The organism is Erysipelatoclostridium sp. An173 (assembly GCF_002160495.1).
In the GTDB taxonomy this organism is placed as follows: Bacteria; Bacillota_I; Bacilli_A; order Erysipelotrichales; family Coprobacillaceae; genus Thomasclavelia; species Thomasclavelia merdavium.
Map to the genome: position 1 here is coordinate 60,537 of NZ_NFKR01000002.1, position 14,441 is coordinate 74,977.

At 30.4% G+C, this 14,441-nt stretch carries 16 protein-coding genes; 9 read left to right on the plus strand and 7 right to left on the minus strand.

What is annotated here, in order from left to right; genetic code table 11:
• Both B5F09_RS01215 and B5F09_RS01220 read left to right on the plus strand, forming a co-directional pair.
• Entirely contained in the window at positions 1 to 693 is a 693-nt protein-coding gene (locus tag B5F09_RS01215; RefSeq protein WP_087370742.1) for a class I SAM-dependent methyltransferase, read from the plus strand.
• On the plus strand, positions 680 to 1,432 hold the full coding sequence (locus B5F09_RS01220) for a Nif3-like dinuclear metal center hexameric protein (protein ID WP_087301887.1): 753 nt from the start codon (positions 680 to 682) through the stop codon (positions 1,430 to 1,432). The genes B5F09_RS01215 and B5F09_RS01220 overlap by 14 nt, the downstream gene beginning before the upstream one ends.
• 36 nt (positions 1,433 to 1,468) lie before the next feature.
• Here the strand turns inward: B5F09_RS01220 and B5F09_RS01225 are convergent, their stop codons facing one another.
• The 3 genes from B5F09_RS01225 to B5F09_RS01235 all read right to left on the minus strand — a co-directional run bounded on the left by B5F09_RS01225 (position 1,469) and on the right by B5F09_RS01235 (position 3,684).
• Positions 1,469 to 2,320: a Cof-type HAD-IIB family hydrolase gene (locus B5F09_RS01225; protein ID WP_087301885.1), complete on the minus strand. Its 852-nt coding sequence runs from the start codon at positions 2,318 to 2,320 to the stop codon at positions 1,469 to 1,471.
• An 81-nt stretch (positions 2,321 to 2,401) separates the two neighbouring features.
• Entirely contained in the window at positions 2,402 to 3,313 is a 912-nt protein-coding gene (locus tag B5F09_RS01230) for a 4-hydroxy-3-methylbut-2-enyl diphosphate reductase (protein ID WP_087370746.1), read from the minus strand.
• Positions 3,314 to 3,330: 17 nt separating this feature from the next.
• Entirely contained in the window at positions 3,331 to 3,684 is a 354-nt protein-coding gene (locus B5F09_RS01235; protein WP_087301881.1) for a hypothetical protein, read from the minus strand.
• Between the two features lie 136 nt (positions 3,685 to 3,820).
• On the opposite strand from B5F09_RS01235, the gene B5F09_RS01240 reads away from it, so the two are divergent.
• Together B5F09_RS01240 and B5F09_RS01245 are read left to right on the plus strand one after the other, a co-directional pair.
• Complete coding sequence (locus tag B5F09_RS01240) at positions 3,821 to 5,191, plus strand: DEAD/DEAH box helicase (RefSeq protein ID WP_087370750.1); 1,371 nt, start codon at positions 3,821 to 3,823, stop codon at positions 5,189 to 5,191.
• Positions 5,191 to 6,051: a deoxyribonuclease IV gene (locus B5F09_RS01245; RefSeq protein ID WP_087301877.1), complete on the plus strand. Its 861-nt coding sequence runs from the start codon at positions 5,191 to 5,193 to the stop codon at positions 6,049 to 6,051. The genes B5F09_RS01240 and B5F09_RS01245 overlap by 1 nt, the downstream gene beginning before the upstream one ends.
• Here the strand turns inward: B5F09_RS01245 and B5F09_RS01250 are convergent.
• A complete protein-coding gene (locus B5F09_RS01250; protein ID WP_239404203.1) occupies positions 6,024 to 6,290 on the minus strand; it encodes a hypothetical protein in 267 nt (88 codons plus the stop codon). The genes B5F09_RS01245 and B5F09_RS01250 overlap by 28 nt on opposite strands.
• Before the next feature lie 59 nt (positions 6,291 to 6,349).
• Entirely contained in the window at positions 6,350 to 7,405 is a 1,056-nt protein-coding gene (gene ispG / locus B5F09_RS01255) for a flavodoxin-dependent (E)-4-hydroxy-3-methylbut-2-enyl-diphosphate synthase (protein ID WP_087370753.1), read from the minus strand.
• 222 nt (positions 7,406 to 7,627) lie between these two features.
• Here ispG and B5F09_RS01260 point away from each other — a divergent pair, with 222 nt between their 5' ends.
• Complete coding sequence (locus B5F09_RS01260; RefSeq protein ID WP_087370756.1) at positions 7,628 to 9,049, plus strand: uracil-xanthine permease family protein; 1,422 nt, start codon at positions 7,628 to 7,630, stop codon at positions 9,047 to 9,049.
• Positions 9,050 to 9,164: 115 nt separating this feature from the next.
• On the opposite strand, the gene pepF is transcribed toward B5F09_RS01260, so the two are convergent.
• Both pepF and rpsT read right to left on the minus strand, forming a co-directional pair.
• Positions 9,165 to 10,937 carry an oligoendopeptidase F gene (pepF, locus tag B5F09_RS01265; protein ID WP_087301870.1) on the minus strand — a complete coding sequence of 591 codons (1,773 nt, stop codon included), beginning with the start codon at positions 10,935 to 10,937 and terminating at the stop codon, positions 9,165 to 9,167.
• A gap of 39 nt (positions 10,938 to 10,976) precedes the next feature.
• On the minus strand, positions 10,977 to 11,237 hold the full coding sequence (rpsT, locus tag B5F09_RS01270) for a 30S ribosomal protein S20 (protein WP_087301868.1): 261 nt from the start codon (positions 11,235 to 11,237) through the stop codon (positions 10,977 to 10,979).
• Positions 11,238 to 11,362: 125 nt separating this feature from the next.
• Between rpsT and gpr the strand changes: the two genes are divergently transcribed.
• The 4 genes from gpr (at position 11,363) to fmt (ending at position 14,431) form a co-directional block, all read left to right on the plus strand.
• Complete coding sequence (gene gpr / locus B5F09_RS01275; RefSeq protein WP_087301866.1) at positions 11,363 to 12,322, plus strand: GPR endopeptidase; 960 nt, start codon at positions 11,363 to 11,365, stop codon at positions 12,320 to 12,322.
• A gap of 46 nt (positions 12,323 to 12,368) precedes the next feature.
• Complete coding sequence (locus B5F09_RS01280; protein ID WP_087370759.1) at positions 12,369 to 13,109, plus strand: stage II sporulation protein P; 741 nt, start codon at positions 12,369 to 12,371, stop codon at positions 13,107 to 13,109.
• On the plus strand, positions 13,106 to 13,390 hold the full coding sequence (locus tag B5F09_RS01285; RefSeq protein ID WP_087301861.1) for a hypothetical protein: 285 nt from the start codon (positions 13,106 to 13,108) through the stop codon (positions 13,388 to 13,390). Before B5F09_RS01280 ends, B5F09_RS01285 begins: the two co-directional genes overlap by 4 nt.
• Positions 13,391 to 13,477: 87 nt before the next feature.
• On the plus strand, positions 13,478 to 14,431 hold the full coding sequence (gene fmt / locus B5F09_RS01290; RefSeq protein WP_087301859.1) for a methionyl-tRNA formyltransferase: 954 nt from the start codon (positions 13,478 to 13,480) through the stop codon (positions 14,429 to 14,431).
• Positions 14,432 to 14,441 lie beyond the last annotated feature (10 nt).

The following is a 14,441-nucleotide window of genomic DNA, read 5'->3' on the forward strand; positions in this document are numbered from 1 at the left end:
ATGAAACTATCAAAAAGATTACAGCTAATTGCTGATGTAATTAGTGAATATAAACAAGGAAGCACTTTAGCAGATATTGGCAGTGATCATGGTTATTTGCCTTGTTATTTAGTAAAAAATCAAATAATTACATGTGCTTATGCTTGTGATGTGGCTAAAGGGCCATTAGAGTCAGCTAAAGAAACGATTAAAATGCATGGTTTAGAAGATCAGGTCTTTGCCCTGTTAGGAAATGGGTTAGATCCACTTATTAATCGCCAGGTTGATATGATAAGTATTAGTGGCATGGGTTCTTATTTGATTAGTGAAATCTTAGATGCTCATCGTGAGTATTTAAGAGGAGTTAAAGTAATGTTTTTACAAGCTAATGCTAATAATGATCACTTACGCAAGTATCTCTTTGCCAATGACTGGATCATTGTTGATGAAAGAATGGTTAAAGATGCTGGACATATATATGAAGTGATGGTTGTTACTAGTCGAAAAAATAAAGCAATTACTTATACGCGAAAAGATGAAGAATTTGGACCGATTCTGATTAATAATCAAGGCTCTTTATTTAAAGAAAAATGGGAAAAACAATATCGTGTTTATCAAAAAATTCAAACTACTTTACCACACGATCATCCCCGTTATCATGAAATTAGTGATAAAATGAAAATGATAGAGGAGGTATTACATGAACGGAGCTAATATCATTGCCCATTTAGAAAAATATTTTCCTTTACATTTACAAATGTCCTGGGATAAATGTGGGGTTCAATGTGGTAATGTTGATAAAGAAATTAATAAAGTTATGGTAGCTTTAAATGCTGATATTATCAGTTTACAAAAAGCAATTGATAACGATTGTCAAATGTTAGTTACTCATCATCCATTCTGGTTAGAAGAAGTTAATAACTTAAATACTAATAATCATCATGGTAAGTTTATGGAATTAGCATTTAAAAATGATATCTTAGTTTATAGTTTACATACTTGTTTAGACCGTGGTCAAAATGGAATTTCAATGAATGACTGGTTAATTAATGCTTTGGATGTAACTGATGTTAAATGTTATGATGAACTTGAAGTTGGAAAAATGGCAACATTAAAACAACCATGTCTGACTAGTGAACTTGTTGATCGAGTTAAAAAAGTTTATAACGTGCCAGTACGTTTAGCGGGAAAAGAAAAGTTAATTAAAACAGTAGCTATTTGTGGTGGTAGTGGTAGTGATGATTTGCAACAATTAGTTAATCGTGTTGATGCCTATATTACTGGTGATAGTAAACATCGTCATGCCAAGTATGCTTTAGATCATGACATTGTATTAATTGATGTTCCTCATCATTTAGAAGTTATCATGGAAGATAAATTAGTTGAAATTTTAAACGAATTGGATATTGAAGCAATTAGTGCAAAAAGCCAGGATTATTTTAAATATTATTAAAACAGTGTTTAGTTAAATTCTAAACACTGTTTTTCATTAAATTAAATTATGGCGTTTCATGGCATTGTAGATACCATCATTAGTAATATCATCAGTTACTTCATCGGCAACCGCTTTTAAACCTTCTTTAGCGTTACCAACGGCAATACCAACATTTACATATTCAAGCATTTCTTTATCATTCATGCCATCACCAAAAGCATAAGTATTTTTACGATCAATTCCTAAATGATTAATTAAAGTTTCAATAGCATTAGCCTTATGAATATTAGGAACTGATAATTCACCACTGTCATCACCAAACATAGGTACTGTACAATGAATAACATTAAATTCATTTTTGAATTCATTAATAATATCATCAAAAGGAATATTTGGATTTTCTAAAAAACAAGCTTTATTAATATCATCACGGCGTAATTCTTCACCTTCAATCAAAGCATTAATAAAGTGATTTTCTTTACGTTGCCAGCGTTTTCTAGCTTCTAAATCATTTTCGATATCACCATAAATAATACGCTCCAATCTTTTTACAAGATTTTTACTAGCAAATAAACCACCATTACTTTCAACATAGTAATCAAAATTATTAGCTTCAAAATAATCAACCATATGATTTACAGCCTCTTTAGTAACTTTTTTGTGATAAAGCATGGTATCACCGATTTCAACATAACCGCCACCAGCACCAATAACACCATCAATACCACAATCAAGGATAAAATCATAGATTTCAGCTTTACTTCTACCAGTACATAAATATACTAGATTTCCTTTAGCTCTAGTTAAAGCAATTGCTTTTTTAGTTGATTCAGGGACATATTCAACCCCATCAACTCCGGCAACTAAAGTACCGTCAACATCAAAAAATATAATCTTTTTTTCCATATTCTTTCTCCATTATTTATTATTAACATCCTGCATTATATCATCGTTGTAATTAGAACATTATTATTTTCAAATTATGAATTAAATTATTTTGCTCATATCAAGTTCTGGTTTTTGATAAGTATTATGATCTTGATAATCAAATTGTTTTAAATATTCAATCACCTGATTAGTTAAATATGTTGGTGTTGAAGCCCCAGAACTAACAGCAGCGATTTTTTTGTTTTTAAGCAATTCAATATCAATATCATGAACACTTTCAATCATATATGTCTCTTTTAAAGATTTTTCTTTAGCTATATTAGCTAATTTTTTAGTGTTATTGGAATGAGGATCACCAACAATAAAGACAATATCAACTTCTTGAGGAATTTTTGCAATAGCTTCCTGACGAATAGTTGTCGCTTGACAGGTTTCTTTAGCGATTGTTAAATTAGGAAGTTTTTCTTTGGCGTAATTACAAATTTGATAAACATCATATAATGACATTGTAGTCTGGTTAGTAATTACATAATTTTTATTAGGATCTAATTTATCAATATCGAGATTTTGTTCGATTAAATGAATATGTTTAGGATCAATACCTAATGAACCTTCAGATTCAGGATGACCATTTTTACCAATATATAATACTTCATAATCTTTAGCTAAATATTCTTTAATTAAATCATGAGTTTTGATTACATCAAGACATGTTGCATCAATAACTTCTAGTTTTTTTTCTTTAGCTTTTTTTATTACTTTTTCATCAACACCATGAGCAGTGATGATTATCGTACCATGATCAACCTGGTCTAGTAATTCTAATCGTGATGCTCCTTTTTTATCGAGGGTTTTAATACCAAGATTTTTAAGGGCATCAACAATATACTGGTTATGGACGATCATACCTAAAATATAAACATCTTTTTTATTTGCTTGTTGCTTAGCTATTTGAATAGCTCTAACAACGCCTTTACAATAGCCTCTTGGACTAATTGGATATACTTTCATTTAAGTCACCTCGAAATTTATTGTATCATATTTTCAAAGGTGACGTCATTATTGTCCTGGTTATTTTCGGTTTTTTGTTTTTCAATCGGAGTAATACTGTTTTCTACTTCATCAAAATCAATATCATTAATATGACTAACTGCATTTATGACTCTAAAAGCGTTTTTAGTATTATTGATGATGGGACGAATTTGATATATTAATGGAATAATCTGGTTGATAGTATAGATTGTTCTAGTGGCATAGTGAATGGTTTTTCTTAGGTTTTCTTTATTCCTCATTTTTTTGTTGATTGGAAATTGTGGATTCATAGGATACATTTGAGGGTTAAAGTTATTGTAGTAATAATTTTCATCATAAAATGGATTCATTTTATCCCTCCTTCTATAATAAGTTATGCATGAGAAAATCTTTTGTGATTGATTTTATTAATAAGTAATTATAGTTGCTTTTTTATTTTGTTATGATAAAATTAATTGACTTTAAGAAAAGGAGGAATGTTTAAAAATGTGTACATTTAATCAGTTTAAATTAGCGGACTTTTGTAATCAAGTAATTAATGAACTTGGGTTTAAAAAGCCGACAGCAATTCAAGAAAAAGTAATTCCTTTGATTAAAAAGAATAAAGATGTCATTGGTATTTCACAAACAGGTACTGGAAAAACTCATGCGTTTTTATTACCGATTATGGATAAAATAGATCCTGAAAAAGATATGGTGCAAGCTGTTATTACTGCACCTACTAGAGAACTTGCACAACAAATTTTTGATAATGCTAGATTATTTGAAAAATATAATCCTAAATTACGAGTATCTTTAATTATAGGTGGTAACGATCGTCAAAAGACTATTCAAAAATTAACCACGCAACCACATGTTGTAATTGGAACACCAGGAAGAATTAAAGATTTATCATTAGATGAACAAGCATTAAAAATAACTACAGCAGATATTATGGTTATTGATGAAGCTGATATGACGTTTGAATTTGGTTATTTAGAAGATATTGATGCTGTTGCTTCTAAAATGAAAGAAGATTTACAAATGCTGGTCTTTTCAGCTACTATTCCACAAATTATGCGTCCGTTTTTAAAGAAATATTTAAAAGCACCGGTATTAGTAGAAATAGAAAACCAGACTATTACTAATCAAAATGTTGAAAATATTTTATTAGCAACTAAACATCATGACCGCTATGATGTTTTAAAGAAAATTATATCATTAATTGATCCTTATATTTGTTTGATTTTTGCAAATACTCGTGAAGAAGTTGCTGGTATTGCTAAAAGATTACGTGAAGATGGTTTAAAAGTTGGTGAGATTCATGGGGATTTAGAACCACGTGAAAGAAGACAAATGATGCGTCGAATCAATAATAACGAATTCCAATATATCGTGGCAACTGATATTGCTGCTAGAGGAATCGATATTGATGGGGCCTCACATGTAATTAATTATCAGTTACCTAAAGAACCGGATTTCTATATTCATCGTAGTGGTCGCTGTGGACGTGGTAAATATACTGGTATTTGTTATAGTTTATATGATTCTACTGATGAAAATAATTTAAAGATCTTAGAGCGTCGTGGTATTGAATTTAAAAATATGGGGATCAAAAATAACAAGTTTGTTGACCTTGGTGAACGTTTAAAAAGAACTAAACGTGTTAAACAACAAACAGAATTAGAAAAAGAAGTTCAAAAAATTATTCGTCGTCCTCAAAAAGTTAAACCAGGATATAAGAAAAAAAGAAAAAGAGAAATTGAAAAACTAGTTCGTAAACAAAAACGAGCAATTATTCAAAACGATATTCGTCGTCAGAAAAAAGAACGAGCTAGAGCTGCTCAAATCGCTAAAAGAAAGGAAGAAGAAATTTAATGTTAATTGGTAGCCATGTATCAATGTCTGGTAAAGAAATGTTATTAGGCTCAGTTAAAGAGGCTTTATCATATGGTGCTAATACTTTTATGTTTTATACTGGAGCACCACAAAATACAGTTAGAAAACCGATTGAACAGCTAAAAATTGCTGAGGCTAAAGCATTGATGGAAGAAAATAATATTGATATTAATAATATTGTTGTTCATGCGCCATATATTATTAATTTAGCTAATACTATTAAACCTGAAACTTATGAATTAGCGGTAACTTTCTTAAAAAAAGAAATCGAACGCTGTAAAGTAATTGGAGCTAAAATATTAGTTTTACATCCTGGTTCTCATGTTAAAGCGGGAGTAGAAGCTGGATTAAATCAAATTGTAAAAGGTCTAAATGAAGCTACTAAAGATTGTGGAGATGTTAAAATTGCTCTAGAAACAATGGCTGGTAAGGGTAGTGAATGTGGACGTACATTTGATGAATTAGAATATATTTTTAATCATGTAGAAGATAATTCATGTCTTGGTTTTTGCTTAGATACTTGTCATATTCATGATGCTGGATATGATTTAACAAAATTTGATGATATTTTAAGTGAATTGGATCAAAAAATTGGATTAAATAGATTATTGGTTGTTCATGTAAATGATTCTAAAAATGAACGTGGGGCTCATAAAGATCGTCATGAAAATATTGGTTATGGTAAAATTGGTTTTGAAACTTTAAATAAAATTGTTCATCATCCTAAATTAAAAAGTGTTCCTAAGATTTTAGAAACACCATATAATAATAAAATTGCACCATATAAAGAAGAAATAGAAATGTTTAAGACTCAAACATTTAATCCTAATTTAAAGTAAGCAGGACAGTTATCTAAAAAGTTTTTAATTTTAAGACAAGTCGCAGTACTTGTCTTTTCGCTTATATAATTATAAAGCACTTCATTATAATGACTATCAATTAAAGCATAACGGTTATTTTGAATTAAATTATAAATAATTAGTAGCTGATCTTCGTCAATATCAATATCCTGACTATAAACTAACTGTTTAAAATTTTTAAAATCTAATGCAAATAAATCACTATAACAATTATTCACCAATAGTTACCTCCTTTATATAATATATGCACCAAATAAAAAAGTAGTACTAAAAAGCACTACTTAATCATCAATAAAATTTCTTTTTTCAATTCTTCAACCATATCACTTTGTTTAACTTTACGAATAATTTCACCTTTTTTAATTAATAACCCTTCATTAACACCACCGGCAATACCAATATCAGCATGTTTAGCTTCACCAGGGCCATTTACAGCACAACCCATGATGGCTACTGTAATATCGGCATTGATAGTATTTAAAAAATCTTCAATTTCTTTAGCGACAGGAATTAAATCATATTGAATTCGGCCGCAAGTTGGACAAGATACTAAAGTAGGAACGTTTTTAATTAATCCTAATTCTTTTAAAAGTGTTTTTGCAACCTTGATTTCTTCAACTGGGCTATCACTTAAAGAAACTCTGATTGTATTACCAATTCCTTGATATAACAATGTTCCAATTCCTAAACTTGACTTAATTGTACCACTTAACTTTGTTCCAGCTTCAGTAACTCCTAAATGTAGTGGATAGTCAAATGTTTCGCTGGCAAGTTTATAGGCTTCGATAGTTAGTAAAGTGCTTGATGATTTTAATGAAATGCAAATATCGTGGAAATCAAGACTTTCTAAAATTTCAACGTGTTTTTTAGCGCTTTCAATCATTCCTTCGGCGGTTGGTTTACCGTATTTGGTTAAGATGTCTTTTTCTAAAGAACCGCCATTAACACCAATTCTAATGGGAATATGGTGTTCTTTACATGCGGTAACTACTTGTTTTACTTTATCGATTGAACCAATGTTACCAGGATTGATTCTAATTTTGTCGATACCTGATTCAATCGCTTGTAAGGCTAGACGATAATCAAAATGAATATCAGCAACTAGAGGGACATCGACTCTATTTTTAATATCTTTGATTGCCAGGGCATCACGTTGATCTAATACAGCTAGGCGGACTAATTGACAGCCAGCAGCTGTTAAATCCTGGATTTGTTTTACCGTTGCTTCTACATCGTGAGTTTTAGTATTGGTCATTGATTGAATGATGACATCATTATTACCACCGATTGTAAGATTACCAACTTTAATTGATCTTGTTTCTTCTCTTTTCATAATTCCTCCAATTTATATAAATCTAAATGATAATTTTTTACCGATTTAGCTTAATTTTTTTGATTTTGCTTAAATTTATTATATCATATCCTTTTAGGTTATAAAATATTTGTTTATTTAGTTAATTAAAGAAAAAAAGATAATGAAATTTTACAATAATTATGTTAAAATCTTTTCGTTTTATAAAAATTAAGTAAAAATATGGTTGAAAAGAGGTTCGAAATGGAAATTAATAAGGAAGAGAAAGTTACGTCTGTAAGTACAGAAAATATTTACAAACTAAATGGTCGAGTACCTTTAAAAAAGGCTATTCCTTTTGGGTTACAACACGTTCTAGCAATGTTTGTTGCTAATCTGGCACCAGTAATGATCGTTTGTGGTGCGGCCGTTGTAAGAGGAACTGGAGAGCATTTAACTTCAGCAGAGATTACTTCGCTATTACAATGTGCGATGTTTGCAGCCGGGATAGGAACTTGCATGCAATTATATCCAATTTGGAAAATTGGTTCTAAATTACCAATTGTTATGGGTGTTAGCTTCACGTTTTTAGGAAGTTTATTAGTAATTTGTACAAATCCACAACTTGGATATGAAGGTATGATTGGAGCTGTTATTTTAGGTGGTATCTTTGAAGGTTTAGTAGGGCTTAGTGCTAAGTACTGGAAACGCTTTTTAACACCGGTAGTATCAGCCTGCGTAGTAATTGCTATTGGGCTTTCATTATTATCTGTTGGTATGGATTCATGGGGTGGTGGAACAAACGCTCAGGATTTTGGGGCCTGGTATCATTTATTTGTAGGGGCTTTTACTTTAATTGTCTGTCTTGTTTCACGTTATTTATTAAAAGGTGTTTACAAAAACTTAAATATTCTAGTTGGATTGGTTTTTGGTTATTTATTATCAATTGTTTTTACAGTAGCTGATATTGCACCAATGGTTGATTTTTCAGGGATTTCCAAAACAATTCAGGAAGTAGGGTATTTTAGTATTCCTAAACTAGTTTTCTTTACAAGCCATCAGCCGGTTTTTGATTTAGGAGCATTTTTTACGATTGCTATTGTCTTTTTAGTATCAGCAGCAGAAACAACAGGGGCAACTACTGCTGTTTGTAAAGGGGCTTTAGATCGTGACATAAAGATGGAAGAATTACAAGGTTCACTTGCTGTTGATGGTTTTTCAAGTGCAATTTCTGGATGCTTTGGATGTTTACCATTAACATCTTTCAGTCAAAATGTTGGTTTGGTTACAATGACTAGAGTAATTAATCGTTTTACAATTTTTGTTGGGGCGGTAATTTTAATTCTAGCTTCATTATTCCCACCACTAGGAGCTTTCTTTAATTCGTTACCACAAGCTGTTCTAGGCGGGTGTACAGTAATGATGTTTGGTTCAATTATGTATGAAGGAATTAAGATGCTTAAAGATAACGAATTTGATGATCGTACGATGATCATAGTATCTTTATCTTTTTGTATCGGAGTTGGATTAACTCAAACTTCAGGAAATTTCTTTGCTGCTTTCCCATCAGTTGTTGGTGATATCTTTAATGGTAATGCTGTAGCAGGGGTATTTGTTGTATCATTGCTTTTAAGCTTATTTTTACCAAAAGAGAAAAAAGAAAAGCAAGAAAATAAAAAAGCTTAAAAATGATATGATCCCACTAAAGTAGATAATATCTATGATGGTGGGATTTTTTGATAAAATAGTTTAAAAATAATAAAATTAATCCCCAATTAGTATGATCTAATTGGGGAATTTTCTAAGCTTTTTTTAATGTTTCAAATTGATTTAATAAACTTTCAAAATAAGCAAAAGCATCTTCATAGATTTGATCATCTAGAGGATCAACACCAGCTGTTTTTAATAAGTCAACTGGAGCTTTGCTGCCACCTGATCTTAAGAAATTTAGATAGTCATCAACTTGCTTTTGATCACCGTTTAAAATTCTTTTAACGATTGCTAGAGCAACAGTCATTCCTAATGTATATTTATAAACGTAATAATCATAGTAGAAATGAGGAACATAATAACAAGACCAGCCTGTTAATTCATCTAATGTAACATCAGGACCGTAATATTCTTGATTTAATTTAGCATATAAATCAGTAATTACTTTTGAAGATAATGGTTCATTATTTTCAGCCATAGTATGAAGTTTATATTCAAAATCAGCGAACATTGGCTGTCTAAAGATTAAACCAACACAGTTTTCTAATTGCTCATAGATAAAATAAGCTTTTTCATCATCGGTTTTGGCATTATTGATCATATAATTGATCAATAAAGTTTCATTTACTGTTGATGCTACTTCAGCAACAAAGATGCGATAATTAGCATTTACAAACTCTTGATTATGGTTTGACAAATAACTATGAGCACTATGACCTAATTCATGAATTAAAGTTGAAAGTGAATTATAATCACCGATAAAATTCATTAAAATAAAAGGATTAGAATCATAGCAGCCACTAGAGTAAGCACCTATTCTTTTACCAGTTGTTGGATAGAAATCAATCCAGCGTTCTTGACGGGCTTTATCAATTATTTCTAAGTATTCTTTACCAAATGGTTTTAAACATTCCTTGATGATCGTAAAGCATTGATCAATAGTATATTTTTTATTGATTGAAGAAACTAAAGGAATATTTAAATCATAATTGTATATTGTATCCATCTGTAAGATTTCTTTTTTTAGACGATTATAACGATGGAATAGATGACGATATTTTACATTAGCACTTTCAAGTACTTTAAAGAATAAATCACTTGGAACATCATCATCAAAAACACTAGCTTCCAATGAATTAGCGAATTTTCTTACATCAGCATAAAAAGCATCTTTTTTCATAACGCCTGAAAGAGTTTGGGCAAAAACGTTTTCAAAGCGGCGATATTCTTTAAAGAAATTTGTATAAGCCTGCTTACGAACTTCAGGATTTTTACTTTTTAAAAATTTATTTAAAGTAGCATTATTTAATGTTTTCTTTTTACCGTTTTCTTCAACATCTTCAAATTCCAATCTTAAAGCATCGAAGACCTGACTTGAAGTATCTGAAATACTATCGACTTTAGCTAGTAGTTCTTCTTGTTCTTTTGGTAATATATGTTGTTTATATGAAAGTAAAGAATGAATCTTATAGCTATATTTTTGTAACTTTGGATCTTTTATATAGGTTAAGACTTTTTCTTCGTTTTCAATAATTTCATTATCGACAAAAGAAATTTGTACTGAAGAGGCTTCTAAAATACCCATAATACTAGCCATCATGGTTTGATAAGTTTGATTGTTTGGTTCAACATCACAGTTTAAATGAGCAAAACAGTATAATTTATTGATAATGCGTTCGACTTGATCTTTTAAAGTCATAAAATTATAAAAACTATCAATACTATTAGTGATTTTATTTTTGAAGCTAACAAGATCATTTATTAATGATTTAGCTTTTTCTAGATCTTGGTAAAAAGCTTGATCACTAGAATAGATGGTACTTAAATCCCAGGTATCTTTAATATCGATATCTTTTCGTTCCATTTAATTTTCTCCTTTTTTAATAAAATAAAAACCCTATCATTAGATAGAGTTTACCAGCTTAGCTAGTCTTGATTTTTGTCTTCTTGCATAATTCTTGTGATGAATTCCTTTAGATACAGAAGCATCTAATTTTGATGCAGCAACATTGTATGCAGCAACTGCACCTTCTTTATTTCCAGCTTCAACTTCTGCTAATACTTTTTTGATTGCAGTTTTTAAAGCTGATTTATATGAATGATTTTTTGCTCTTTTTAGATTATCGTTTTTATAACGTTTAATTTGTTGTTTCATATTTGCCATGATCTTTCACCTCGCTTTTTTTCTTGCCCATTCATTATATATAAATAATTGGATAAATGCAACTTTTTTTTGATTTTGAGCGATTAAAATTTAGTGATTAGGCAATATTTAAAACAGGTGATATGATGAGTTTTCAAAATATGCGTAGTGATTTAGCCACAGAATCGTTAGAACAGTTAGAAATAGACAATCATTACCAGCGTGAGGAGTATGTAAATAATGGTGTTCGAATCGAAAAAATTAATATTTTAAAAGAACATCATAGTATTAATCAAGGAATTGGCACTTATATTGAAATAAGTTTTCCTGATTATAAACAACAAGGAGTAATTGTTGAAGAGTTAACTAAAAATTTAAAACCACTGATTGATAAAATTGATTATCCTAAAATTTTAATGGTTGGATTAGGAAATCAGTTTTTAACCAACGATGCCATTGGACCGCGTACTTTAAGAGATTTAAGAATAACTCATTTTTTAGATGATGAAGAAAAATTAAGTAATCGTTTTTATGACATTTTAGGGATCGTACCAGGAGTTATGGTACAAACCGGTATGGAAAGTGCTGCAATCGTAAAAGCGTTAGTAGAAAAAGAAAATATCGATTTAGTAATCGTTGTAGATGCTTTATGTGCCCGTAATTATCATAAATTAGCTCATGTAATCCAAATTAATGATGTTGGGATCAATCCTGGTAGTGGAATTGGCAATTATCGTCAGGCTATTAATGAAAAGACAATTGGTGCTAAAGTAATTGCTATTGGGGTACCAACAGTAATATATGCAAGCAGTCTTGTTAGTGATGTTTTAAATTATACACTGGATTATTTTGGTGATAGTTTAAATCCAGTTAATAAGTTGAAAGTAGGCAAAAGGGATAAATACCAGGGAGATTTATCACCTAAACAAAAGGAGATGATGCTAGGGCAGATTGGTAAGTTAAATGATAGTGAATTGGAATTGTTGTTTAGTGAGGTATTAGATCCAATTGATTGTAATTTTGTCTTAAGTGATAAACAGATTGATGAACAATGTGAGATCATGGCAAAAATAATTAGTAAAAGTATTAATAGTTTAAGGTACTAAATAGTTATATTCGTGCATACAATTAATTGTATGGCGGGTGATGGAAATGAGGCTAAAAAACAGTATCTTGATTGTTGGTAAACTGACATTGATAGCAGGATTAATTGTATATTTACCGACAAAAGTAACTAATTATAATGCTCAAGTAATTAATGCGATTGATTCTACTGATAGTCAAACAGTAGCTCTTAATACTGATAATAGTGATTTTGTGGCAACTAAGGATAAAAAAATTCATATTTATAATACTCATCAAAGCGAAGAATATGATGGTTATGATGTGGTTTTGGGAGCTGGCTATTTAAAAGAGTGTTTAAATACAATGGGGTATCAATGCGATGTTGAAGCTAATGATTTTGAAAATTATAAGGCGGTTCATAATATTGCTTACAACAAGTCGTATACGGTATCTAAAATGTATTTAGAGGAGAGTTTGAAGCTAACGGGTGGTTATGATCTTGTAATTGATTTTCATCGTGATTCGATTTCTAAAGAGCTATCAACGATAACTCATGAAAATAAGAATTATGCCAAAATAATGTTTGTAGTAGGGAAAAGCAGTGGGAAGTTTGATGCTGTAAATCAATTGTCTCAAAGTTTATCAGATATTGCTAATGGCATGGTTCCTAAAATAAGTCGTGGTGTTTATGTTAAAAGTTCTCATTATAATCAAGGAACAACTGATAATATGGTATTAATTGAAGTAGGGGCTCAAAGTAATACAAAAGAAGAAGTACAAGCAACAGTTGATGTAATTGCAAGAACAATAGGAGAGTATTTAGGATGAAAAATTTTTTGATTGATTTATGTTTGGTGGGAATGTTGATTTTTATGATTAATGGTTTGTTTAATGATTATGGAATTCAAAAAGAAGTTTTTAACCAGAATCTTGAACAGTTTGAAGAGACGATTGAAAATAATCAAATAATCTCTAGTGATTATGGAGCTGTTAGTGATAATGAGGAAAATACATTATCGCTAGTAGTTAAAGAAATTAGTGATGGCTGTATTAAGGTAATTGAGACTTTTGTTTTAATTATTTCTAATATTATCAGTAGTTTGTTTTAAAATAAGTGCCTATGGGCACTTTTATGTTTAAATAAAAATTAAAACAAGGTATAATTGAGGCAAATAGAAGAAAGTGATGGTGTTTAAATGGAAAAAACAAAAATAGTATTCATGGGAACGGCAAGCTTTTCTAAAGAAGTTTTAGTTAACTTATTAGAAAATGATTATAATATTATCGGTGTTGTAACTCAGCCTGATCGTTATGTTGGTAGAAAGAAAGTATTAACGATGCCTGAAGTTAAAGAAGTAGCTTTAGAGTATAATATTCCTGTTTTTCAACCAGCAAATATTAAAAATGATTATCAGTCAATTATTGATTTACAGCCTGATTTGATCATTACGGCAGCATATGGTCAATTAGTACCAGCAGCTCTTTTAGAGGCGCCAAAACTAGGTTGTATCAATGTTCATGCCTCTTTGTTACCTAAATATCGAGGTGGGGCACCAGTTCATTATGCAATCATTAATGGTGAAACAACAACTGGTGTTACTATTATGTATATGGTTAAAAAGATGGATGCCGGTAATATTATTAGTCAGCAGGAAATTGCTATTGGTGATAAAGAAACAACTGGCCAGTTATATGATCGCTTAAGTGTTGCGGGAGCAAAATTACTTTTAGAAACATTACCAGATATTATTGCAGGTACTAATCAATCAATTGTTCAGGATGAAAGTCTAGTAACTTATGCTCCAACGATTTCAAGGGAAGAAGAGAAACTGGATTTTAACTTAAGTGCAAAACAGGTTTATAATAAAGTTCGAGGATTAAATCCATGGCCAGGAGCTTTTACAACTTATCAAGGTAAAAACGTTAAAATCTGGGCCGGTGATATTCATGATTGTCCAAACGCTAAAAAACATCATGAACATCAAGAAAATGGAACGATCGTAAAAATCTTTAAAGATGCCATTGGTGTTAAAACTGGTGATGGAATATACTTAATTACTGAATTACAAATTGCTGGTAAAAAACGAATGCTAGTTAAAGATTATTTAAATGGAAATAATATATTTGCCGTTGATAGCAAATTTGAATAGAAGCGCTATT

Excerpts from the sequence above, each read along its gene's own strand:
- B5F09_RS01215 (WP_087370742.1), top strand. The coding sequence starts at position 1 with ATGAAACTATCAAAAAGATTACAGCTAATTGCTGATGTAATTAGTGAA.
- B5F09_RS01220 (WP_087301887.1), top strand. The coding sequence starts at position 680 with ATGAACGGAGCTAATATCATTGCCCATTTAGAAAAATATTTTCCTTTA.
- B5F09_RS01225 (WP_087301885.1), bottom strand. The coding sequence starts at position 2,320 with ATGGAAAAAAAGATTATATTTTTTGATGTTGACGGTACTTTAGTTGCC.
- B5F09_RS01230 (WP_087370746.1), bottom strand. The coding sequence starts at position 3,313 with ATGAAAGTATATCCAATTAGTCCAAGAGGCTATTGTAAAGGCGTTGTT.
- B5F09_RS01235 (WP_087301881.1), bottom strand. The coding sequence starts at position 3,684 with ATGAATCCATTTTATGATGAAAATTATTACTACAATAACTTTAACCCT.
- B5F09_RS01240 (WP_087370750.1), top strand. The coding sequence starts at position 3,821 with ATGTGTACATTTAATCAGTTTAAATTAGCGGACTTTTGTAATCAAGTA.
- B5F09_RS01245 (WP_087301877.1), top strand. The coding sequence starts at position 5,191 with ATGTTAATTGGTAGCCATGTATCAATGTCTGGTAAAGAAATGTTATTA.
- ispG (WP_087370753.1), bottom strand. The coding sequence starts at position 7,405 with ATGAAAAGAGAAGAAACAAGATCAATTAAAGTTGGTAATCTTACAATC.
- B5F09_RS01260 (WP_087370756.1), top strand. The coding sequence starts at position 7,628 with ATGGAAATTAATAAGGAAGAGAAAGTTACGTCTGTAAGTACAGAAAAT.
- pepF (WP_087301870.1), bottom strand. The coding sequence starts at position 10,937 with ATGGAACGAAAAGATATCGATATTAAAGATACCTGGGATTTAAGTACC.
- rpsT (WP_087301868.1), bottom strand. The coding sequence starts at position 11,237 with ATGGCAAATATGAAACAACAAATTAAACGTTATAAAAACGATAATCTA.
- gpr (WP_087301866.1), top strand. The coding sequence starts at position 11,363 with ATGAGTTTTCAAAATATGCGTAGTGATTTAGCCACAGAATCGTTAGAA.
- B5F09_RS01280 (WP_087370759.1), top strand. The coding sequence starts at position 12,369 with ATGAGGCTAAAAAACAGTATCTTGATTGTTGGTAAACTGACATTGATA.
- B5F09_RS01285 (WP_087301861.1), top strand. The coding sequence starts at position 13,106 with ATGAAAAATTTTTTGATTGATTTATGTTTGGTGGGAATGTTGATTTTT.
- fmt (WP_087301859.1), top strand. The coding sequence starts at position 13,478 with ATGGAAAAAACAAAAATAGTATTCATGGGAACGGCAAGCTTTTCTAAA.